Raw genomic sequence first — 22,102 nt, forward strand, 5'->3', positions numbered from 1 at the left:
GCTAAAGTAACTGCATAATCGCTGATTGTGTAAAAAAAAGCGTCTCTTTGGGACGCTTTTTTTATATCTGTAAATTTAACTTACTTATTTTCAAGCCATATTTAAATTGTCTAACAATATATTTACAAGCTGTCCTTAAGTGATATTTCACTGACCTTATCTGCCCTTATGTGAAAAATTCAACGCAGTAATATAACTATAAGAATTTTAATAATTAGATTTCAGGTCTATATAGAACTGATGGGAGTAAGTGTATGAATGCTCAAGTGAAAATTACCAACCGTGCAGGCGCAAGTTTTCCGGTACGTCGTATGAGTTTTGATTTTGATCAAGTGCCAGAGTACTGGATGAATGATTCAGCAGGACTGACTCACTTTATGACTGCACTCTCTGCATTATTCCCGGCAGGCGAAAAATTCTTTATTGATTCTGTTCGCGCTGTACGTCAGCATCCAGCAATTAAAGACAATGAAGCATTGCAAAAAGAAATTTCTGCCTTTATTGGTCAGGAAGCCATGCATACCCAGGAACATGTTGGCTTTAATGCCTCAGCGCAACGCCATGGCCATGACGTTGATACGCTAGATCATTATACTGACCGAGTCATTCAAACTGCACGCAAAATCTTTGCGGCAGTCGGTAAGCCAGTTGGTATTACCCAGGAAATGGTCGACCTCACTGCTACGACTGCACTAGAACATTTTACTGCGACCATTGCATCTCAGTTACTAACCAATCAGCATATTCAGGAATTGATGAAAGATGACACCATGAAAACCATGTGGCTCTGGCATGCAATTGAAGAGAATGAACATAAGGCCGTGGCCTATGATGTATTCGAAGGTGTTTTCGGTAAAGGTTTAAAATCTTATCTACTGCGTACCACTTCACTGGTTGCAGCGATGGTCACGCTATTCTTTGTACAAAGCTACTTCGTATTGCGTTTATTGAAAGAAGACCTTCAGTTAAGCCTTCAATCTTTAAAAGAAATCTATACTTATGGTTATAGTCCATCTAAAGGAATTATTACCGGTATGGGCAAAGAAATGTTGATGTACTTTAAACCTGGTTTTCATCCAAATGATCATGACACCCATAGCTTATTGCAAAGCTGGAAACAAAAACTGGGCCTTTAATTTGAAACTAGATTAAAAAACTGAAGAGCAATCTAAGTTGCTCTTTTTTTTGCTCGATTTTTTAAATAAAGTTTCTATAATGCGGAGGTTAATTCTAGATAAGATGAACGAAGATGATTCGTTTGATGCAAGCTGCGGATGTACCAGCCGTTGCCAAGATTGAAACCAAAGTACAATCCCATCCCTGGACCTTTAAACAATTTGAAGATGCTGTTACTGTCTATCAAAGCACTGTGATTGAGCAGGCAGGGCAGGTCGCAGGGTTCTGCATTTTACAGCCAGTATTGGATGAAGCCAATTTATTACTGATGGCGATTGATCCTGCGCAACAGGGTAAGGGATTGGGTTATCAGCTATTAGATGAATCCATCCAGTTGCTGAAAAATAATCCGGTACAGATCTTTCTGGAAGTACGTGAAAGCAATACTGCTGCGATTAAATTGTATGAAAAAACCGGTTTTCATCAGATTGACCTGCGCAAGAACTATTATCCGAATACGAATGGCACTCGAGAACATGCCATTATCATGGTGAAGTCCTGTACTGACGATTTTGCCAGCTTGTTTAAATAATATTCCGGCTCTTATTTGACGACTAACTTACTTGATGATGGGGTTATTCCATCCGCTAGGCAAAGTCGTCATCAAGGAGTTTCCCAGATGTTCAATCTCCACCAGGGTAAGGGTGCGGTTTAATCGGCGCCATTGCCCGTCGATCAATAATTCAAGTGGCAGGTATTGAGACTTGTAGTTCATTTTGGCTGAATGTGGAACCCAGTAGCCTAGATAGACAAACTGCAAACCAAGTTTTTGAGTGTGTTCAATCTGTTTCAGAATTGCAAAGGCACCAAGAGAGCGGCGGTTCTCATCAGGGTGAAAGAAAGTATACACCGCTGAAACCCCATCATCGAGCAGGTCACAAGTCGATACACTGATCAGACGGTCATCTTTCCATAATTCCAGAAAGAAACTATCGGTACAGCTTTGCAGTAAAAACTTTTCGAACTGGTCACGGCTAGGTGGATACATATCACCATCTGCATGGCGTTCATTAATATAACGTTCATAGAGGGCATAATGTATATCTGTGGCCTGTTCAGGATGGGTAATTTTAACCGTCAAATCCTGATTACGTTTCCAGGCTTTTTTTTGCGAGCTGTTCATTTGGAATCCATGAACAGGAATACGTGAAGATAAACATTGACGGCACAGGTGGCATTCAGGCCGATAGACAAAATCACCACTACGACGGAAGCCGGTACGAGAAAGCTCGGACAGCGTCACTACATCAATACGGTGCGCTGGATCAAGAAAAACCATGCGCGCGGACTTGTTCGGCAGATAGCTACAGTCATGCGGCGGCGTAATATAATACTGTAAATCGTTCAGCAGGGACTGTGGTTGATAAGAGTTCATAACAAGTGCCCTCTGTTATTTTCATTCACTTAATCGCGCAGACTGCGCTATTGTTTTACTTGAAAATACACCGTCTTGATACTTTTTCCAATTGATCGCAGGCTGTTTTATCACATCTTGTAACGATTTAAGATATGTAAGGCGAGAAATTGTACAGGCACCTAGACTCATCAAGTGATCATTCACCAATTGACAGTCAATCCAGGGTAGCTGATTTTCTCTGCCAATCAGCATCAGTGTATAAAAAGCCATTTTAGAAACATCGGTTTGGGTACTAAACATGGATTCACCAAAGCAGCCCTTGCCGATAGTCACCCCATAGAGTCCACCTACTACGCGATCTTCATCCCAAACCTCAATACTATAACCATAACCTGCATCAAACATGTCGCAATAACCTTGAATGATCTCTTCACTAATCCAGGTCTCATCTGCATAAGCGCGAGGCAATGAGCAGGAACGGATCACTCTTTCAAAAGCATGATTCACCGTAATTTTATAATCCTGCTTTTTCATGCTTCGAAGTAGCGATTTGCTTGGATGATAATCCTCTGGCCGGATAATGCAGCGTGGTTCCGGACTCCACCAACAGATCGGATCACCTTCAGAAAACCAGGGAAACAGACCATGGGTATAGGCCTCATACAAAGTAGAAGGGGAGAGGTCTGCACCGATACAAATCAGGCCTTCGCCTTCAAGATCCGCTTCTTCAGGATTGGGGAAAATGTACTGTGAAGGAGGAAGAAGATGCATGCAGAATCCTGATCTTGTAATAGACTGTTTTTATCATACATAAAAAAACCGCCCATGATGGACGGTCTTTTTATTTTCGCTGCTTAGTCTAATTTGCCCATGGCATCAAGATATTTTTCTGCATCCAGTGCCGCCATACAGCCTGAACCTGCAGAAGTAATCGCCTGACGATAGATACTGTCTGCAATATCGCCTGCAGCAAATACACCTGGGATAGAAGTTTGAGTGGCATTGCCCGCGGTACCGCTTTGCACCTGAATATAGCCATCACGCAGTTCTAGCTGGCCTTCAAACATGGTGCTATTTGGTTTATGACCAATAGCAACAAACAGACCCGAAACTTCAACATCCTGAGTTGAATCATCTTGAGTAGATTTTAAACGCACCGCAGTGACGCCAGTGGTATCACCCAACACTTCTTCTACCTGATGATTCCAGATAATACTGATTTTGCCTTCTTTTTCTTTTTCAAAAAGATGGTCTTGCAGGATTTTTTCAGAACGTAGCGTGTCACGACGATGGACCAGAGTCACATGGGAAGCGATGTTAGAGAGATATAACGCTTCTTCAACAGCGGTATTACCACCGCCTACAACCATCACTTTTTGTTCTTTATAGAAGAAACCGTCACAGGTTGCACACGCGCTTACGCCTTGACCCATAAATGCAGCTTCTGATTCCAGACCCAGGTATTGCGCAGTTGCGCCAGTACAAATGATCAGGGCATCACAAGTAAATTCTTCCATATCACCTTTGAGAACGAATGGACGAACGTTAAGGTCAACTTCATTGATATGATCATAGACAATTTCAGTACCAAAACGTTCTGCATGAGCCTGCATACGTTCCATTAAAGCTGGACCAGTCAGACCTTCAGGATCACCAGGCCAGTTATCTACTTCAGTCGTTGTGGTTAATTGACCACCCAGTTGCAGACCTGCAATCAGAGTCGGTTTTAAGTTTGCACGCGCTGCATAGACTGCTGCGCTATAGCCAGCAGGGCCAGAACCTAAAATAATCAGTCGTGAGTGACGTGCGCTCATTCGCTGTATCCTTTTTTATTTAGAAATTTATTGAATTATACGTGAAACTGTATAACAGTGGTGTGAGATTAAAGTCGATATTATTGATCATCGAAATCGATTTAGGCTATATAGAAGAAGTACACAATAATGCATCTTTTTTGATGCAACAGGTGCATAATATGCATTTTATTGCGACGCTTTTTTTGAAGCATACCAGCAAAAGAATATTCATGAAGAATTGGTTACAGGACAGTATATGACAGCGGTGTCGAGTGCCTATGCACAGCGCTTAGTAATGACATTATTTTTAGTCTCATTTGGGATTTATCTGTTTCTTGCAACAGTGACCTATACGCCATTTGATCCGGGGTGGATGCATATCTCTAGTGATACGCAGACAGTTTCAAATGCGAGTGGGGTTGCGGGGGCCTGGATTTCAGACCTGTTATTTGGCTTTCTCGGCTGGGCAAGCCTGCTGATCCCTGTTTATCTGTTTATGGAAGCAATCCAGGTCTGGTGGCCGCGCAGCTTCCTGAACCGTCCATTCCGTTATGCTGCCCAATTCTTCCTGTTATTGACCACATCAGCATTGCTGTTTCTATTCTGGCAAGTTCCAGCTGATACGCTGGACAATTCTTCAGGCGGCATTATTGGCTATGAGCTGGGCCAAAGTCTTGAACAATTACTAACTGTCTATGGCGCAGCTTTTTTCTTGCTTGTGCTTTGGGTGGTTCTGTTTACCTTGGCATTTGGTGTGAAATGGAACAAGACCTGGAGCAGTCTCAAGGCAACGCCTGCTTATCTGCAAGACCTGTTCTACCGTAATGTGCCAGAAGGTATGTCGGATTTTGACCGTACTGCACCTGTTATTAAAAAAGAAGCAGTAAAAACAGCTGCCAAAAAAGTGACAGTACCAGTCACTGCCGCACCTGAACATAATCTGGTAGAAGTCGATCCTGTAGTTCGCGATCATGTCGCTGAGCGCCTGTTTGAGGATTTTGCAGATAAAGAATCGCACCAGCCTCACCACTATGAAGAAGATATCTCTGAACCTGTACAGGCATCAGTTACAGAACCTGTTCAGGAAGCACCGCGAACAGCAGAGCCGGATCGTGTGGTGGCAACAGGAGAGGTGTGGCGTGTGTTACATTCCAATGAAGACCAGCGTCACAAGCAGGATATCGATGCTTTACTTAAAGCTGCAGAAGAAGAGCAGGCCGAATTTTCTCCTGACGCATTTGCAGCTACACCAACAAATCACAGTGCTCATGAAGTGACATCATCCGCTACAGCTAAGAATAATCTGGACTGGGATGATGATGAAATTTTTGATGAGTTATTGGCAGCAGTTCCGCAAGGTAAAACCGCAACGGATGTGCATAGCCCGTTCAATTCAGCAGCAGCTGAAAAATCCCTCAGAATTGTAGAAGATGCTGGAACGGTCAGTTCCACTGCTGCTCCGCTCATGGCTGCACATGCGATTAAAAATACCAGCCTGGAAGCGGACTTTGATGATCTGGATGACTTGCTGGTTGAAGCTGATGAGCCAAAACCCGCACCTGTACGTGCATCAAGCTATGCCCAGTCTTCTGCTTTTGTTCAGGCACCGATTCAGCGTGTAGAGACAATAGCTCAAACCGCAGCGACTAATGCAGCAGTTCGGGAAGCATTGTCCAAAGAAGAATTTATTGAAGCTTGGCATGAAACTGCCGGTAAGCCTCAGGATGAAGACGAGTTTGACTTCGATGCGCCACTGACGGATGCCGCTGGTCGTCCAATGTCACGTGCTATGCAGGTCGCTGAGCGCCGTAAAGACCTGTCACCATTGCCGGGTCTGGAATTGCTGGATAAAGTTGATCCGAACAAAAAAGTGAATTTCACTGAAGAGCAATTATCCCGTTTATCAGAACTTCTGGAAATCAAACTTCAGGAATTTAACGTTAAAGCCAAAGTAGTCGAAGCTCAACCAGGTCCAGTCGTGACACGTTTTGAACTAGACCTTGCACCTGGTGTGAAAGCTTCCAAAGTCACTAATATTTCACGTGACTTGGCCCGTTCGATGTCAATGGCTTCAGTACGTGTAGTCGAAGTTATTCCAGGTAAGCCTTATATCGGTATTGAAGTTCCGAACAGCAGCCGTGAAATGGTGCGTTTGATTGAACTGGTACAGATTCCAAAATTCAATGATCCCGATGGCATTTTGTCGATGGCCATGGGTAAGGATATTTCAGGCAATCCGGTAATTACTGAACTGGGTAAAGCACCGCATATGCTGGTAGCAGGGACTACAGGTTCTGGTAAATCGGTGGCGGTTAACTCGATGATTCTATCGATGCTATTAAAATACACACCTGATCAGTTACGCTTAATTCTGATCGATCCAAAACAGCTTGAATTGGCCAACTATAACGATATTCCACATCTGTTAACGCCAGTCGTGACTGATATGAAAGATGCGGTCAGTGCCTTGAACTGGTGTGTGAATGAAATGGAACGCCGTTATAAGCTGATGTCCTTCCTGAAAATTCGTAAGCTCAGTGATTATAACCGTAAGGTGGAAGAGGCGCTTGCCAATGGTGAAGAGCTATTTGATCCAACCTGGAAAGCCAGTGAGTCTGTGGCAGGGGAGCGTGCGCCACGTCTGACACCACTACCTTCAATTGTGATCGTAGCGGACGAGTTCGCAGATATGATCATGCAGGTCGGTAAGAAAGCTGAAGAAATGATTACCCGTCTGGCACAGAAATCCCGTGCTGCTGGTATTCACCTGTTACTGGCCACTCAGCGTCCATCGGTAGATGTCATCACCGGTCTGATTAAGGCGAATATTCCAACACGTGTCGCACTTCGTGTGAACTCGAAAATTGACTCACGTACCATTCTCGATGCAGGTGGTGCAGAAGACCTGCTAGGTCATGGTGATATGCTGTTCCTTGGCCCGGGTAAAATTGAGCCTGAGCGCGTACACGGTGCCTTTATTGCCGATGATGAGGTGAACCGAATCTGTGATGCATGGCGTGAACGTGGTGCACCAAACTATGTGGATGAGATCCTGACTCCATTCGATGAAGAACCGTCTAGTCGCGGCTTTGAAGATGGTGGAGATGGTGGATCAGATCGAGATGCGCTGTATGATCAGTGTGTGGCTTTTGTTTTGGAAACCCGTAAAGCATCAACTTCATCTTTGCAGCGTAAGTTCAGTCTAGGTTATAACCGTGCTGCACGGATCATTGACCAGATGGAAGAAAATGGCATTGTCAGCTCAATGGGTGCCAATGGTAAGCGTGAGATTCTGGTTTAAATCCAGAATCTCGAGTGATAAAAAAAGCCTGCTTAAAGCAGGCTTTTTTATGCATTTCAATTTATGCAAATTTTTCTAATACTGCCAGGAACTCGGCACTTTGACGTGGATAAGTGGCAATCACGTCATGAATGCGCTGTCCTTCTGGATTGGTGGCGTTAAGATCGCGACCGTCTGCGACAAATTTGGTTAACAGGCGCTCATAGTCAAAAGGACGCATATGCTTGAATGCATGATAAAGCACATGAAAATCTGCATTGACGCCTGCAGGAGGAAGCTGATTCAGGTAGGCATATACACGCTCATCTGACCATTCTTCGTTAAAGGTCGCTGGTTGAGATAATGCCATCGCAATCTCCTTGATGTAATTCTTCGGCATGAAAAAAGGCAAAATATGAGTTCGCAAGAGGCAAAGTCTTATCATGCACTTTGTCCATTCGAAGTATCACTTCACGTTTTGAGACTAGATAAAATAATAATTACTATCAAATCTACGCGAAGCCAAGCTTCTTGTCTTGCGCCTCAACAAAGCAACGCTTTGTTGAGGCTCATATTTTGCCTTGAATCAATTTACTTGACTAATCAAAATTCAGATTATCGCTCTTCAGGTAAATTGATATTCATTTCAAGCATTTCAATATTTGCTTCAGAACGTACCTGCATCTGAATGTGCTGTTCATCAACTCCGCGGACGTAGCGATTGACCACTTGCATGATTTCTGTCTTCATCTGGTCAATTTTATCCTGACTCAAACGGCGCCCCAAACCCTGTTCAGAAGCAACAATGACTTTCAAACGGTCTTTTGCGGTTTGTGCGCTTGATGGTTTATCCTCGCTACTAAAAAGTTTACTCCAGAATCCAGCCATGTTTACGCTCCAAATAATCGTGCTAACCAGCCCTTAGGTTTTACCTCAATATGACGGTAAGGACGCTCTTCACCAAGGAAACGTGCCACCAGGTCATCATAAGCCTGACCCGCTGAAGCCTCAGTGAAAAGAATCACTGGCTTACCTTCGTTTGATGCTTGTAAAACGCTTGGACACTCAGGAATAACACCTAGGGTCGGTACACGTAAAATATCCTTAGAAATATCGTCAATCGTCAGCATTTCCTGTTTATCGGCACGTTCCGGATTGAAACGGGTAATACACAGATGCTTACGGATGCGACCTTCGTTTTGTTCTACTTTTTTTGTTTTGCTATCGAGCATACCAATGATACGGTCAGAGTCACGGACTGAAGAAATTTCAGGGTTGGTCACAATGATCGCTTCATCCGCATGGTACATGGCCAGAATGGCACCACGCTCGATACCGGCAGGTGAATCACAAATAATATAGTCAAATTCCTGCGAAAGCTCATCCATTACACGTGCTACACCCTCATCGGTTAAGGCATCTTTATCACGTGTTTGGGAAGCAGGTAAAATATATAAATTCTCAATATCTTTATCGCGAATCAGTGCTTGTTGTAATCGTGCTTCGTTATTTAAAACATTCACAAAATCATAAACTACACGGCGTTCACAGCCCATAATCAAATCAAGGTTACGTAAACCTACATCAAAATCAATAACAACAGTTTTGTGACCACGTAGGGCTAAACCTGTTGCAAAAGATGCACTTGTTGTAGTTTTACCTACACCACCTTTGCCTGATGTTACGACAACAATTTTCGCCACCGAATCCACTCCTGTTATGGTTCAAATCCCCTGTTTAAAATGGGGTTTTTGGTGTTTATTTATACATTAAAATTGTAGAGCTTCAAATACAAGCTCATGTTGATCATTCAAGTAAATATGCACTGATTTTTTGACCACATGCGGAGGAATGTCATCCGCTACGCAATAGGTGCCTGCGATCGAAACCAGTTCTGCTTCGAGGCTATGACAGAAAATACGTGCCGCCGTATTGCCACCGACACCTGCAATGACACGACCACGCACGCTGCCATAGACATGGATATTGCCTGAAGCAATCACTTCTGACCCACTGTTGATACCGGCATTGATAATAATGTCGCCATTATACTGCACGATACATTGGCCAGTACGCAGAATTTCATCATGATATGAAGTGATATGCGCAACGATCGGGGCAGCAGGCGCTTGATCATCATTCACCGCTGTAGGTTCTGGTTTAACTTCCACGACCTGTTCTTTGGTGGCTTTAATTTCCTCTAACTGGCGATCAGGTGGCAGTACCGGGAACTGAATGGCGCGCGCCTGATCTCCAAGTAAGCCTTCAGTAACAGCCATAGGCTGTACATCCAGACTGATTAACAGTTGAATCAGCGCAATGAGTTCCTGTTCAACTGAACTTTCAATCACCGCCAATGTGCCTGGCGGAAATGCTGCTTGTAATTTTGGACTAAGTTGCTGGCGGATTGCATCATGATCATTGGTATCTAGGCTAATGCGTATCGCATTGACCATTCTGCCTTTTATCCGTATGTCAGCCATAATTCTTCCTTAAATACTTCTGACGTGCTGGTTTTGTGTCGAAGCAATGTTGTAAATAGTGCAAATCCTAGAACAAATTTCGTTAATTCTCTAGCGATCCAAGTTATTTTTTTATACGAATAGAATCGGCTTATCTTAGCCGATTCCACAAATAAAAACTCATCTATCTATTGAGCCCTGATTTTGCTCATGTTCTTCTAAAATCTGTTGCCACTGTTTGACTTTCACCTGTTTTCGGATTGCTTCAAGTGTTTCAAAAACAGCCGATTCGACCAATTTATCAATATGTGGATTATGTTCAATCTGAATCTGGCTAATCTTATCTGAAATCATGGCAAAAGTCGGGTTTTCTTGTGATCCGCTATGTGTAAAAGGATCGATCAAGCCTTGGGTGATATTTTCTCCCAAACGTTGACCAATACTCTGGATCTGCCGCTCCAGCCGCCCACCCACAATGGGAATCAGACGTAGAAGCTGGGTGAGTTCAGGTGTATCTTCAATGGCCTGATTGACGACTTGCCCGACATTTTTTGAAATCATGAAGCGCTGTGCCTGTAATTCCTTGCCCAAAGATTCTTGCAAGATATCTGCCAAAGCAACAGCCAGTAATTTACGGTGATGTTCCACCAAATCTTCAATTAATTGTTTATGTGATGTGCTGGTGCTGAGTTCACGCTTAATGCCATCCAGTACCGTCAATACTACACGGCTCGAAAGTTCTTCCATCAGCAGGTTATAGTAGAAATTGCCCCGTCTGTACCAGCTTGCCGGTATGACTTTGTATCCATGGCTATGCAGGTTGTAGCCAATCGCGACTGCACGTAATAAACGCAGAAAACGTAGCTGTGGGATGATCGATAAAATTTCATACCAATGCACAAAGGGGAAGAACCACCAGCGGGCATGGTGACGCATAACAATGGCAATGAACCAGCGAACGATGAGTTCAATAATTAGAAAGGTTGTAAACCATCCCTCGGTAATCATTACCCAGGGACGTAATTCACTCTTATAAAACTGTAAGACATCAGGCAGACGAATAAAGTCAAACAACCAGTGCCCAAAATCGCTCATCAGAATGGCATTGGCACAGAGACAGAACAAATTGATGATGATGACAACCATCATGAAAATGTCGTAAATCAGTGCAATTTTCCAGCCCCAGGTACCTTTGCGAATAAACTTAAATGAGCTGGACACGAGGTTCGGGTTGTCGTTCTTCATAGTCTCTCTGGCAAATGTCAGGCAGAAGCGGAAATCAGATTCTGCTGCATTTGCCCAATTAATTGGTCTTTTTCAGTCCAGATCTGGTCTACCCATTGCTGGAAACGTGCACGGTAATCTGCATCATCTTCATAATTGCCACCGAGTACCCAGTCTGGAATGTCAATTTTTCTTAAGTTCACGGCAATACGCGGGACTTCGCCTAACCAGAATTCCCCATAACCTGGCACACCGTCAGGATAAACAATAGTCATATCCACCAGTGCATCAATTTTGTCTCCCAGAATATTCAGTGCCAGCGCAAGACCCCCCGCCTTAGGCTTCAACAAATGCTTATAAGGCGATTTTTGCTGTTCATGCTTTTCCGGGGTAAAGCGCGTGCCTTCCAGATAATTCAGCAAGGTAAATGGCTGGCTAAGCAGTTGTTCACATGCCTTGCGTGCTTCTTCCATATCCCGGTATTTCAGGGCAGGTTTTTTGGCAATCTGTTCCTTGCTATGCCGTTTCATCATCGGGAAGCCCAGAATTTTAAAGGCTTGACCTACAAATGGAATAAAAATTAGTTCCCATTTTGTAAAGAAGCGGGTGAGAGGCATACGTGTTAAACCGAAATACTGGTTTACCGTGGTATCCACCCAGCTCTGATGATTACAGGTCATTAAATAACGCCCCTGCATGTTCAGATCCAGAGATTCATCAATGCTGATTTGCCATTTGGTATTTTTCAGGACATTGTCAATTAGCCAGTTATTTACGCTTAACCAGCTATTGGTAATCTTGATATTGGTTTCATCAATCTTAGAAGATTTCTTAAAAAGTTTGGTCAGCCCCAAAGCCAGTACAGGTGGCCCATGAAAAAAAGTACTGCCAGTCATGACGGATGTCACCGTGAGGCCACGGGTAAGTTTTTTTAAAGTCGTTTGTTGCTTGCTTTTAGATGACATATAAAAACAGTCTCAGAGAATAATCGTCTAAATTTCATCACATTTTGAACAATATAGAGGTAGTTGAGCGAATAGAAAAGTCTGATCGTTAAACTATGAAGAAACTATGATGAAATTCAGGAAATTGGTTACACATAAACATTACAAAATATTACTAAAAGATTTATTATTAACAAAAATTCAATGGTTATCCCATTATTTTTAAATCATTATCTGACCTAAGATATAAATTACACTACAAAGGAGGCATGCAATGCGTGCACTATTAATTTCAGCAGCTGTAGCAGGGGCAGTAGCACTTACAGGTTGTCAAACTACTGGCAATAACCTGGGTGGTGTTGAGTACGACAAAACAGCTTTGGGTACAGTAATTGGTGCTGCTGCAGGTTATGGTATTTCTAAAAGTAATGCCAATACTAGCCGTCAAAACAACCGTGCAGCTGCAATTGGTGCAATTGTAGGTGGTGGTGCTGGTGTTTATCTTGACAATAAAGAGAAAAAATTACGTCAGGCAACTGCCGGTACAGGTGTAGACGTTAACCGTAATCCAGATGGTTCAATCAACTTGGTAATGCCTGGCGCAATTACATTTGACACTAACAAGTCAAATATCAAGCCAAACTTCTATGCAACATTGAACAAAGTTGCTCAAGTTCTGACTGAAGATAGCCAAAGCGGTATTTTGGTAACTGGTTATACAGACAGCACTGGTAATGACTCAATCAACATTCCATTGTCTCAAGCACGTGCACAATCTGTTGCAAACTACCTTGCTGGTCAAGGCGTAGCACGTACTCGTATTAATGCACAAGGTCTTGGTTCAGCGAACCCGATCGCAGACAACTCAACTGCGGCTGGTAAAGAACAAAACCGTCGTGTTGAAATTGCAGTATATGCCGTTCAGTAATCACTGATTTTGCAGAAAAACCACCTTCGGGTGGTTTTTTTATGTCTGAAAGATGACGCAGGAAAATGAATTTTCAATTAGGCATCTGGGCATGAGATGACTATAATCGGAGCCGAATCTAGAAGAGGAAGCCATATGTCACTCGCCAGTCAGTTAAATGACAAGCAACTTGAAGCCATGAAATATACTCAAGGACCCTTGTTAGTACTTGCCGGAGCGGGTTCAGGCAAGACCTCGGTAATTACAAGAAAAATCGCGTACTTGGTCAAGCATTGTGGTATTCCGGCCCACCGGATCACGGCAATGACCTTTACCAACAAGGCGGCACGTGAGATGAAAGAACGTGTCACCAAATTGCTGACCCGAGAAGAAGCCAAAGGCCTTTCAGTCTCGACCTTCCATACTTTTGGTTTAAATTTATTACGTTTAGAGCTCAAACACACACCGCTAAAAAATAATTTCTCGATTCTGGATGCAGATGATTGTAAGCGGATTCTGATGGATCTGATGCATCGCGATAACTTATCTGGTGCTGAAAGCAAAGAACTGATTGCCAAAGCGATGAAGATGATTTCCGACTGGAAAAACGATCTGATTTCGCCAGAGCAGGCGCATACCACCTGTGAAACACCGGAAGATGTTCAGTTTGCGCATTTATACCAACTTTATGAGCGTAATCTGCGTGCCTATAACGCCGTCGATTTTGATGACCTGATTGTGATGCCAACGCGTCTGCTACAGGAAAATGCCGAAGTTCGGGATAAGTGGCAGAACCGTGTACGCTATTTGCTGGTCGACGAATATCAGGATACCAATACTGCACAGTATATTCTGGTGAAATTACTGGTCGGGGTCATGGGGCAGTTCACCGCTGTAGGCGATGATGATCAGTCGATTTATGCGTGGCGTGGTGCCAAGCCAGAAAATATGGCGCTGTTACAACAGGATTTCCCGAATCTGAAAGTGATCAAGCTGGAACAGAACTATCGTTCTACCAGTCGTATTCTAAAAGCTGCCAATACCGTGATTGGCAACAACCCGCATATCTTTGATAAAAAGCTCTGGTCAGATAAAGGCCATGGTGAAGTGATTCGGGTCATTACTTGTCGTAATGATGACGATGAAGCAGAACGCGTAGTCAAAGACCTGATCACGCATAAGCTGATGAATGGTAAAAATTGGAAAGATTACGCGATTCTGTATCGTGGTAATTTCCAGGCACGTATTCTGGAAACCCAGCTGCGCCAGATGCAGATTCCTTACAAGCTCTCTGGTGGTCAGTCCTTCTTTGCGCGTGCAGAGATCAAGGACATCATGAGTTACCTGCGTCTGATCATTAACCCGGAAGATGACAGTGCTTTCCTGCGGATTATTAATACGCCGAAACGTGCGATTGGCCCGGTGACGCTGGAAAAACTCGGTCTGTTTGCCCAGGAAAATAATCTGTCTCTACTGTCAGCAGCAGGCGATCAACGTCTAACCATGGTCATTCCAAAGAAAGCAACGACACAACTGGCAGAATTTTCAGATTTCATTAATAACTTTACCCGTAACTTGCTGGAAGACGATGAACCTGTACCAATCATCCGTCAGATGATGGTGGAAGCTGGCTATATTGACTATATCAAGGAATCTGCAGCGACGCCGGCACAGGAAAAAACCAAGCTCGATAATATTGAAGTGCTCTACAGCAGTATTCAGAGCCTGATTAATCGTGCTGAAGATGTTGATGAGAAAAATATCGAAAGTGTCATCCGTAAGATGGTGCTTCTCGATATGCTGGAACAGCAGCAGGAAGAGGAAGATACGGATAAGGTCAACCTTCTGACCTTACATGCTTCTAAAGGACTAGAATTTCCTTATGTCTACTTAATCGGACTGGAAGAAGAAATTCTGCCGCATAAAAACTCGATTGCTGCCGAAACAGTCGAGGAAGAACGCCGTCTAATGTACGTGGGGATTACTCGTGCGCGTCAGGGCTTGACTATTACCTTGGCGGAACAGCGTAAGGCCGGTGGTCAGATGAAACAGATGACTCCAAGCCGCTTCCTGGATGAACTGCCAGAAGATGAATTGGAATGGTTGGGCCGTAAGAAAAAACTGGCTGGTAATATCGACCCGAAACAGCAAGCTCAGCATTATCTGGATAATTTACGTGCCTTGATTAAACGCTAAAAGTAACAGAATACTACGATTTTGATTCTTTAAATTTTTTGATATTAAACAACAGGAATAAATACATGAAAGTTCAGGTGAAAGTCCTTGATTCACGTCTGGGTCAGGAATGGCCATTGCCGACTTATGCAACGACTGGCTCAGCAGGACTCGATCTTCGTGCATGTGTCAACGAAACGACTGTAATTGAACCAGGTCAAACAGTTTTAGTAAAAACTGGTTTGGCAATTTATATTGAAGATCCAGCATTTGCTGGCTTGATCTTGCCACGTTCTGGTTTAGGTCATAAACATGGGATCGTTTTAGGTAATCTGGTTGGCCTGATCGATTCAGATTACCAAGGCGAGCTGATGGTTTCTGTATGGAACCGCAGTCAGACAGCATTTAGCCTGGAACCTGGTGAGCGTTTAGCTCAATATGTATTAGTCCCTGTGGTACAGGCCGAATTTGACCTGGTGAATGAGTTTGAAGCAACCGAGCGTGGCGCGGGCGGTTTCGGTCATACTGGTAAAAACTAAAATTAAAGGATGACTTAACTTGGATGTTTTGAGTTAAGTCATCTTTTTTTAGAGTTTTAATCATAAAAACAATAAAAAAATGACAGAGCTATTTAATAAACTTTATTCTTGAATTTTATTTCAATGAAAAATATTTAAATAAATTTTTAGTATCATTTAAATAGAAAAATAAAATCATTCACAATTTAAGAAAATAGATGATAAATAATGCAAGAAGTCATTTTTAGTCAGGTTTATTTATTTTACTAGTTATACAAATTAAATACATAAAAGATTAATAATTATACTTTTATAATTGATTGTCACATTCAATTCATATAAAAATACAGAGTCTTAAAACAAAAACAAATGTTTAAAGTCATGATGATTGCTTAATCATTATTTTATCTCCTTATATTCAATAGTGAAAAGAATAGTTTATGGGATCCATGAATCAACCCTTTCCGGCTCACATTTTTCGTGCCTACGATATCCGGGGTAAAGTCAGTTTACTCAGTACAGGTGTGATTGATGCTATTGCGCATGGTCTGGCTCAGCAATATCAAGCTGCGGGACAGACTCGGGTTGCGATTGGCTATGATGCCCGAATCAGCAGTCCGGCTTTTGCTGAAACCATTCGCCTTATTTTTCAGGACTATGCTATTGAAGCTGCCATTATCGGCTGTTGTTCCAGTCCGATGTTGTATTACACAGCGCGTCAGTTTGATGGTAATGGTGTGATGGTCACGGCCAGCCATAATCCTAAAGAAGATAATGGAATTAAATGGATTATTGCAGGGGAGCCGCCTTGTCCCGAGATGATTCAGCAGGTCGCACAAAAAGCAAAACTTCATGTAAATAGTTCTTTATCGTGCGTGAATGATTTGCCTCACCAAATTATTCCCGAATTTTGTCTGCAATATCAGCAGGGAATGCTTGAAGATATTCAGCTGAAGCGCCCATTTAAAGTGGTGCTGGACGGTCTGAACGGTTCGGCAGGACGTTGTGCCAACTTGGTACTGCAAAAACTAGATTGTGAAGTTACCGCCTTACGTTGTGAAGCCAATGGGCATTTTCCTGATCATGCGCCTGACCCTTCTCAGGAAGCACATTTGCAAACCTTACGCCAGGCCGTCATGCAACAGCAGGCGGATCTGGGTATTGCCTTAGATGGGGATGGAGACCGGTTGGTATTGGTGGATGAGCAGGGTGTCATTATTAGTGCTGATCAGCTCCTCTGTTTATTCGCAGAAATTTGTATGACTGGTACAGAAGCATGTCAGTTTGTTTATGACGTTAAATGTTCAACCCTGATTCGCGATACAGTCCAACGTCTGGGTGGGGAACCGGTGATGATCCGTACTGGTAGCTCATTCCTGCGAAAATATCTGGCACAGTCCCAGCATCAGGCTATTTTTGGTGGTGAATATGCGGGGCATTATGTTTTTAATGACGGACGTGGCTGGGGTTATGATGACGGTCTTTATGCAGCGCTTCGGGTCATGGAATATCTGGACCAGAAAGGTATGACTTTAAGTGAAGCCTTGCGCGCTTATCCAAAACGTCATGGAACTGAAGACTTATATATTTCCACTCATCAGGTGCAGCCTGCTGAGCTTTTAAACTTTATTGAGCAGCAATCTACGCAATTAAATGCACAAATCAGTAAAATTGACGGGATACGTCTTGATTTTGATGATGGTTTTGGCATCATTCGAGCATCCAATACGGGTGAATATTTCACGGCGCGCTTTGATGCCAATGATGCACAAGGCCTGAATGAAATTCGACATCTGTTTGTATCCATGTTGCGTGACCGTTATCCACAGATCGCTCAAGACATTTTAGATGCTCAATAAGGAGAGGCGAATGCCAAATCAGCATACAGGCATCGACAAAGCACAAATTTTGACTGAAGCTTTGCCGTATATCCAACGCTTTGCGGGTAAAACCCTGGTGGTAAAATACGGTGGCAACGCGATGACGGATCCTGAGCTGGAAAGCTCTTTTGCACGTGATATCGTTTTATTAAAAACAGTGGGTTTAAACCCGATTGTGGTACACGGCGGTGGTCCACAAGTAGATTCTATGCTGAAACAGCTAGGCCGTGAATCTGACCGTATTGATGGTATGCGCGTGACAGATCCGGCAACCATGGAAGTGGTTGAAATGGTTCTGGGCGGTAGCGTAAACAAATCGATCGTGAACCTGATCAACAAACACGGTGGTCGTGCAATTGGTTTAACTGGTAAAGATGGCAACCTGTTACGCGCCAAAAAGCTATTAATGGAAAAGACGGCTGAAGACGGTTCAACTCAGAAAGTAGACCTGGGTATGGTGGGTGAAGTCGTTGGGGTGAAAACTGATGTACTGGAAATGTTTACCAATAGTGATTTCATTCCAGTGATTGCGCCGCTTGGTGTCGATGAAGAAGGCAACACCTACAATATCAATGCCGATCTGGTCGCGGGTAAAGTGGCAGAAGCCTTAAGGGCAGAAAAGCTGATTTTGCTGACCAATATTACCGGTGTGCTGGACGAAAATAAAAATCTGCTGACCGGTTTAACGACTCAGGAAGTTGATCGTCTGATCGAAACAGGTGTGATCTATGGTGGTATGATTCCTAAAGTCGGCTGTGCGCTTGATGCAGTAAAAGGTGGCGTGATCAGTGCACATATCGTGGATGGTCGCGTACCACATGCCAGCTTGTTAGAAATCTTTACTGATCATGGTGTGGGAACCTTAATTACCAACCGTTCCAATCCACATCGTCCATAAAGATAAATTGAATATCATAGAGTCTCACTTGAGACTCTTTTTTATTTCTTTTATTTTAAGATGTTGATCACTCGAAATATGAAAGTTAAATCTAAAGTATTCATTTTTAAGCTGAGCTTTGAAGCTTAAACTCCTTTTGCTAAATTAAATATAAAAAAATAGTTTATTAGCATTTTTAGCGCATAGCATTGCAATGATCGAGATTTGAAAAGGTTCAGCCTGTGATGCACAATAACCTTAAGAACACTCTGTGACCTGAATGAAGATTATGTGCCAGCTACTTGGAATGAATTGTGCGACACCAACAGATATTACCTTTTCATTTCGAGGTTTTTCTCAGCGGGCGGGGATTACCTCAGATCATTCTGATGGTTTTGGGATTGCTTTCTTTGAAGATAAGGCTTGCCGGTTATTTGTTGATAATCAGTCAGCTGTTGAATCACCGATTGCAGAACTGGTGCGTAATTATCCGATCAAATCCCGTAATGTAATTGCACATATCCGTAAAGCGACACAAGGCAAAATTAATCTGGAAAATTCGCATCCGTTTAGCCGTGAATTATGGGGACGACAATGGATCTTTGCTCATAATGGTGATTTAAAAGATTTTTTACCTGAGCTTTCTGGACGTTTTACGCCAGTTGGCAATACTGACAGTGAGCGTGCTTTCTGTTATTTGCTGGATCAGCTGGTGAAACGTTTTGGTTATGATGAACCGAAGCTGGATCAGGTTTTTGATTTGTTAGCCGAGATTTCTCCATCCATTGCAGAGCATGGTACTTTTAATTTCTGTCTGTCCAATGGTCAGGCTTTATTTACCTATGCAACGACTAAACTGCATTGGCTGGTTCGTGAATATCCATTTAAGCCAGCCCAACTGATTGATATCGAAGTTGAAGTTGATTTTAGCCAAGTCACCACGCCTGAAGATCGGGTCGCTGTGATTACTACGGAACCGCTAACGCAGAATGAAGAATGGACAGCATTTCAAGAAGGTGAAATGATTTTGTTCAGAGATGGGGCCAAATATCGTTCTCAATTGACACATGTCGCCCGTCTGGAAAGAGAGCGTCTGGATCCTTCGCTAAAACGGGTGACTAAAGCAGATTTATATTAAATCTGGTTAAAATCCGATATTAAAAAACAGGACATCGCTCCTGTTTTTTTTGAATTTGATATTTATTTTATAGTGAAATCATTAAAATAAATAAACCATGAAATATAAAATCGATCAAAAAATACTTTATTCTTGTGGTCGGGTTTAAAATATAATTGATTGGATAAACAAGGATTTACATTAATTAAATAGAAAATAAGCTGAAAACCAACCGATTTACTTCATTTTTATTTAAATCAATTAGATATATGATATTTTTCAAGCGATAAATCATTAATATCAATAGGTGGTCGTAATGAAAATGAAATGGGTTCCAGATTATAATACTGGCATCGATGTGATTGACGATCAGCACAAACGAATTCTCGATTATATCAATGAGATTGATGGAATTGATGCCAATACCGATCGTGCTCGTATTAAACAGATTCTAGAAAATATTATTGATTATACCCAGTCGCATTTTACCTTTGAAGAATCACTTCAGGAAGAAGCGGGTTATAAATATCGTGTGCCACATAAACGTGTGCATGACCTATTTATTAAAAAGATTGAATCTTATCGTGACCGTTTTGAATTGGGCCAATCTATTGAAGCGGAATTACATGAAGTATTATCTAAATGGCTGATCAATCATATTCAGCACGATGATGCGGATTATGTCGGTGCAGTAAAAGAAAATATGATGGGAATTATTAAAGATAAGGAAAAGAAAAAGGGTAAAAACTGGTTTGCCCGTTTCTTCTCATAACTCGATTCTTCTTAAAATAAAGACAAATCGGGAAAATAAAAAATAAAGCTTAATAACAAAAATAAAGCTTAATAATAAATTTGCGCAGCAAATCACGGGCATGGTGGTTTGCTTTTTTGTTTTTGATTTTCATCGCCTCACAAGGCAAAATAGCGCTAGATTTTTATAGGAATACATCATGCAGGACAATGCTATGTCAAAATGGTTATCGCCTCTGATGGCTTTCTGTTTATCCTTCCTTATCATTGCGACACTCGCACCGATAACAGGTATTCAGATTGACCGTCAGCTTGATTTCTGGATGTTGTGGTTAGCGACCATGCTAATACTGGCTCTTCCAGTCTGTTATCTGGAAATAGCGCTGGCGAAACGTTCAAAAACCACTGCACTACAGGCATTGTCGAGCCTTACCCGTGAAGCTGATAGTTCTCAGCGCTGGCGGATCGTCGGCTGGCTGGCGGTTGTATTTATTCCATTCCTTGCGGGTGCAATGCTCAATCATGCTTCTAATGTGATTGCAGTGGCCAATCTCGATGTTCAGCAGCTAGTGATTTTCGTTGTGCTGGCGATTGCTGCATTTGTATTGTCGCTGGTACCACGTTTAATTTTGGTTGGGATTACTGCAATCGGCGTGCTTGCATCTTTGATTATGGCGAATGTCATAGGAACTGAATTACCGGCTTGGCAGGTAACACCCGTCCAATTCGTAGAGTGGGGCAATGCCACTGTATTGGCTTTGGTGGCGAGTGGTCTAGGTATGGGGCTGTATTGGCAATCAAGTCTGACTGTCGTAAAACAGCAAGATGTTGCGACTAAAACTGCTTTACCGATTTGGGTCGCGCAGCTATTAGCGATCATCGCCTTTGGTTTCTTTGCAGTAAAAGCTGAAATCCCTGCATTTGCTTTAATCGCAGCCATTGTCGCAGCCGCTGCTTTGCTTATGCAAATGGCACGTGAGCAATTACAGCAACGTCAAATGAATATCATCATTCAGTGGGCGATTGTGATCACTGCCACCTTGGTCTGGTTAATTCCAAATGTTGCTCCAATTTTCAATAATCTGCTGATTCTTTGGGGACTGGTGATCAGTCTGATTTATGCCTTGTTTGCTGGCTGGATCATGAAGATTAGTCATTTGCGTAAATCGATGAACTTCAGTTCAGAAGCGGTGTATAACATCTGGCGTATCGCAGTACGTATCGTCTTGCCAGTTTCAATTATTCTGGCCATTGTTGCTGTATTAGGACAATTCTTCTAATGACTGAGGCAATGATCTGGGTGGCCTATGCTACCCTGGAACAACAGTTTCATATTGCCGTACCTTTCCAGCCCGGCATGACCGCATTGGATGCAATTGAGCAAAGCGGAATCCGTGCACAGGTGGAATTGCCTGAACCTCTGAGTCTGGGTATTTTTGGCGTTAAGCTACAGGATCACACCCAGCCATTGGCAGCAGGAGATCGGGTAGAGATTTATCGTGCTTTAACCATTAATCCCAAGGATATTCGCCGTAAACGCGCTGAAAAGAATCCGGTGGGCCGTTATGCCAAAGGTAACCGTTTCAAGCAAAATAAATGTTCCGATTAGTGGAATGTGGCTTTATTGAACAGATGGTCT

Annotated in this window: 21 protein-coding genes; 12 read left to right on the plus strand and 9 right to left on the minus strand. The window is 42.8% G+C overall.

Annotated features, from left to right (window positions below):
- The first annotated feature begins 254 nt into the window (after positions 1-254).
- Positions 255-1,136 (plus strand): metal-dependent hydrolase, encoded by an 882-nt coding sequence (locus tag B3143_RS00120; RefSeq protein WP_214001526.1) that lies wholly within the window; start codon positions 255-257, stop codon positions 1,134-1,136.
- A gap of 113 nt (positions 1,137-1,249) precedes the next feature.
- Entirely contained in the window at positions 1,250-1,708 is a 459-nt protein-coding gene (rimI, locus tag B3143_RS00125) for a ribosomal protein S18-alanine N-acetyltransferase (RefSeq protein ID WP_214001525.1), read from the plus strand.
- A gap of 27 nt (positions 1,709-1,735) precedes the next feature.
- Here rimI and B3143_RS00130 read toward each other — a convergent pair whose 3' ends face one another.
- The 3 genes from B3143_RS00130 to trxB form a co-directional block, all read right to left on the minus strand.
- Complete coding sequence (locus tag B3143_RS00130; protein WP_214001524.1) at positions 1,736-2,551, minus strand: arginyltransferase; 816 nt, start codon at positions 2,549-2,551, stop codon at positions 1,736-1,738.
- A gap of 21 nt (positions 2,552-2,572) precedes the next feature.
- On the minus strand, positions 2,573-3,304 hold the full coding sequence (gene aat, locus B3143_RS00135; RefSeq protein ID WP_004783274.1) for a leucyl/phenylalanyl-tRNA--protein transferase: 732 nt from the start codon (positions 3,302-3,304) through the stop codon (positions 2,573-2,575).
- A gap of 83 nt (positions 3,305-3,387) precedes the next feature.
- Positions 3,388-4,347 (minus strand): thioredoxin-disulfide reductase, encoded by a 960-nt coding sequence (gene trxB, locus B3143_RS00140; RefSeq protein WP_004783272.1) that lies wholly within the window; start codon positions 4,345-4,347, stop codon positions 3,388-3,390.
- A 238-nt stretch (positions 4,348-4,585) separates the two neighbouring features.
- On the opposite strand from trxB, the gene B3143_RS00145 reads away from it, so the two are divergent.
- Positions 4,586-7,630: a DNA translocase FtsK gene (locus B3143_RS00145; protein WP_214001523.1), complete on the plus strand. Its 3,045-nt coding sequence runs from the start codon at positions 4,586-4,588 to the stop codon at positions 7,628-7,630.
- Positions 7,631-7,691: 61 nt separating this feature from the next.
- Here the strand turns inward: B3143_RS00145 and B3143_RS00150 are convergent, their stop codons facing one another.
- The 6 genes from B3143_RS00150 to B3143_RS00175 form a co-directional block, all read right to left on the minus strand.
- Positions 7,692-7,979: a PA4642 family protein gene (locus B3143_RS00150; RefSeq protein ID WP_004783267.1), complete on the minus strand. Its 288-nt coding sequence runs from the start codon at positions 7,977-7,979 to the stop codon at positions 7,692-7,694.
- Between the two features lie 245 nt (positions 7,980-8,224).
- Entirely contained in the window at positions 8,225-8,497 is a 273-nt protein-coding gene (gene minE, locus B3143_RS00155; RefSeq protein WP_004783265.1) for a cell division topological specificity factor MinE, read from the minus strand.
- A gap of 2 nt (positions 8,498-8,499) precedes the next feature.
- Positions 8,500-9,312, minus strand: coding sequence for a septum site-determining protein MinD (minD, locus tag B3143_RS00160; protein WP_004646120.1), 813 nt, complete (start codon positions 9,310-9,312; stop codon positions 8,500-8,502).
- A gap of 66 nt (positions 9,313-9,378) precedes the next feature.
- Positions 9,379-10,092, minus strand: a complete 714-nt coding sequence (gene minC, locus B3143_RS00165; protein WP_104426556.1) for a septum site-determining protein MinC — start codon at positions 10,090-10,092, stop codon at positions 9,379-9,381.
- A gap of 159 nt (positions 10,093-10,251) precedes the next feature.
- Entirely contained in the window at positions 10,252-11,316 is a 1,065-nt protein-coding gene (locus B3143_RS00170) for a hypothetical protein (protein WP_104426555.1), read from the minus strand.
- Positions 11,317-11,333: 17 nt separating this feature from the next.
- On the minus strand, positions 11,334-12,260 hold the full coding sequence (locus tag B3143_RS00175) for an acyltransferase (RefSeq protein WP_104426554.1): 927 nt from the start codon (positions 12,258-12,260) through the stop codon (positions 11,334-11,336).
- A 253-nt stretch (positions 12,261-12,513) separates the two neighbouring features.
- Here B3143_RS00175 and B3143_RS00180 point away from each other — a divergent pair, with 253 nt between their 5' ends.
- From B3143_RS00180 to B3143_RS00220, 9 genes are all read left to right on the plus strand, one after another.
- Positions 12,514-13,167, plus strand: a complete 654-nt coding sequence (locus tag B3143_RS00180; protein ID WP_104426553.1) for an OmpA family protein — start codon at positions 12,514-12,516, stop codon at positions 13,165-13,167.
- 135 nt (positions 13,168-13,302) lie between these two features.
- Positions 13,303-15,342: a DNA helicase Rep gene (gene rep / locus B3143_RS00185; protein WP_262735990.1), complete on the plus strand. Its 2,040-nt coding sequence runs from the start codon at positions 13,303-13,305 to the stop codon at positions 15,340-15,342.
- 65 nt (positions 15,343-15,407) lie between these two features.
- On the plus strand, positions 15,408-15,860 hold the full coding sequence (gene dut, locus B3143_RS00190; protein ID WP_004783254.1) for a dUTP diphosphatase: 453 nt from the start codon (positions 15,408-15,410) through the stop codon (positions 15,858-15,860).
- 419 nt (positions 15,861-16,279) lie between these two features.
- Complete coding sequence (locus tag B3143_RS00195; protein ID WP_262735991.1) at positions 16,280-17,698, plus strand: phosphomannomutase/phosphoglucomutase; 1,419 nt, start codon at positions 16,280-16,282, stop codon at positions 17,696-17,698.
- Between the two features lie 10 nt (positions 17,699-17,708).
- Positions 17,709-18,617, plus strand: coding sequence for an acetylglutamate kinase (gene argB / locus B3143_RS00200; RefSeq protein ID WP_125279471.1), 909 nt, complete (start codon positions 17,709-17,711; stop codon positions 18,615-18,617).
- A gap of 268 nt (positions 18,618-18,885) precedes the next feature.
- Positions 18,886-19,734, plus strand: a complete 849-nt coding sequence (locus B3143_RS00205; protein WP_034434176.1) for a class II glutamine amidotransferase — start codon at positions 18,886-18,888, stop codon at positions 19,732-19,734.
- A gap of 295 nt (positions 19,735-20,029) precedes the next feature.
- A complete protein-coding gene (locus B3143_RS00210; protein WP_004783243.1) occupies positions 20,030-20,485 on the plus strand; it encodes a bacteriohemerythrin in 456 nt (151 codons plus the stop codon).
- A gap of 178 nt (positions 20,486-20,663) precedes the next feature.
- A complete protein-coding gene (locus B3143_RS00215; protein WP_262735992.1) occupies positions 20,664-21,743 on the plus strand; it encodes a hypothetical protein in 1,080 nt (359 codons plus the stop codon).
- On the plus strand, positions 21,743-22,072 hold the full coding sequence (locus tag B3143_RS00220) for an RnfH family protein (RefSeq protein WP_262735993.1): 330 nt from the start codon (positions 21,743-21,745) through the stop codon (positions 22,070-22,072). Before B3143_RS00215 ends, B3143_RS00220 begins: the two co-directional genes overlap by 1 nt.
- Positions 22,073-22,102 lie beyond the last annotated feature (30 nt).

Source organism: Acinetobacter sp. UBA1496 (assembly GCF_002324975.1).
Taxonomy (GTDB): Bacteria; Pseudomonadota; Gammaproteobacteria; order Pseudomonadales; family Moraxellaceae; genus Acinetobacter; species Acinetobacter variabilis.